The sequence below is a fragment of the Solibacillus merdavium genome (assembly GCF_014836935.1).
Lineage (GTDB): Bacteria > Bacillota > Bacilli > Bacillales_A > Planococcaceae > Solibacillus > Solibacillus ferritrahens.
This window is the reverse complement of record NZ_JACSPW010000043.1, coordinates 1-1681: the sequence shown is the minus strand read 5'-3', so window position 1 is coordinate 1681 and position 1681 is coordinate 1. Positions and strand designations below refer to the sequence as shown.

The 1681-nt window shown below is 29.8% G+C and carries 1 protein-coding gene; it reads left to right on the top strand.

The window, feature by feature from the left end:
- On the top strand, window positions 1–262 hold a 262-nt coding region (locus H9632_RS18945; RefSeq protein WP_225223927.1), incomplete at its 5' end, for a hypothetical protein.
- Between the last annotated feature and the right edge of the window lie 1419 nt (window positions 263–1681).

Genomic DNA, 1681 nt, shown 5'->3' with positions numbered 1-1681 from the left:
GGGACCTAATTTGATAAAAGAAATGACAAAAGGCATCGAGAGACGAGCTCTCGATGCCTTTTGTCGACAATCTGAAACCACTGAGAAATCAGTGGTTTTTTTGTTGTTTAAAAAAAAGTGGTCTTTTCATTTCAAGACGCTAAGTTTATTAACCTTTGAAAAATGGATATGTGAAAATAATGGAGATGGAAAATTGAATATAGAGATTTCTAACTTTACGGATGACTATTATTCAGGTAATTCTTATTTATTTTTCTTCTGAAAAAGAGGAGCTTGAACAACTCAGCAACGCTTCGAACATTCCATTTAATTGCATTGATATGGTTTAGTCATAAACGTGTAAGAAGGAATGGAGAGGAAAGGTGAGGGATGTTTGATAACTAGATTTGAAATTCTACAGTAAAATAATAAATACTCAAATTGATATAAAGAGCTTGTTGGAAACATCTTTCGTGTGAGCGTAAAAGTGCAGCTAACTCAATAATATGCAACTTTACGGGTTAGCAGAATATTTATGTCATTTGTATAGAATTAAATACATCAACAGTTTAGCAATGATTTATTCAATTCCCCTAGAAAAAGGCAGACAAATGGATCCCATTTCTTAAGTATATAAGTTGATTTGAATGGTCTATTATTTCGTAAAACAGCCTTAAAAATTGATATTACTAGTTTAACCGCTTCTTACTGGTGGCATAAAATATTTTCTGATCATACTTTGCGCAATACCCCTTTACTTGAGTTGTAATTCGCAATAACTCTTCATTCCTTATAGTTTTCTAAGCAGTTTCATTTCATCTACTCCTTCAAAATTCTGATACTTTCTATGCGATCATGAGTCCACTACAAAATATCTTACTTATGCCCAGGTAGCTACCTTAACCGTATCTAACTTTTAAGAGTGACTTCAAATACATAGCTTTGGAAATGTTTTTAGGTTTAAAAGATATTATTTGATTATAGTTAGAAAAGGGATGTATAAAGCTTTATTAAATAATAGCTTTAACGTGGAGTGTATATTGAGATTATTAGTATTACTATTATCAATCTTTATTATTTGAGCTGGTTGTAATAAAGGGAACTAGTCAATATCCAGATCAATTACAGAGATGTCTAATTGACCAATGAAACCATTAAAATTAAAAATAGGCAAATTTATATCAATGACAAAAAATAGATCTGTTTTACGGATTTGGAACGAGCTTAGAAGTAGCATAAGAAGACTATTTTGAAACGGCCAATCTTAACTATATTAATAAAGAAGGTGTGGCTGAACACTAATACTTCGATAAACTAATTAAAATTGTGGAAGACATTGTATTTGTGTTAAATAATAAGGGGTGGAGAGGAACCGACAGTAAAGGTTTTGGGTTATTACTCGTAGAAATATTCAAGGTAAGGTTATTTGTATAAAATATTGTTATGTATTATATAGTTATTATTTGTATTAACTATATAAAATAAGGGGGATTTATAGTTGGTACAATAAATAAAAAGTAACCCCTGTAACTCTATTAAATAGTAGGTTATATATGGTTTTGATTTCGGATAGAAACTCATAGTTCTTATAAAAAAATAAAATTGCAAATAACTATTGCTAAATAAATAATATCGTGATATATTATTATAAGTCGCAACGACGACAACAGATTATAAAAAACATCCAAAAAAAGTTGTTGAC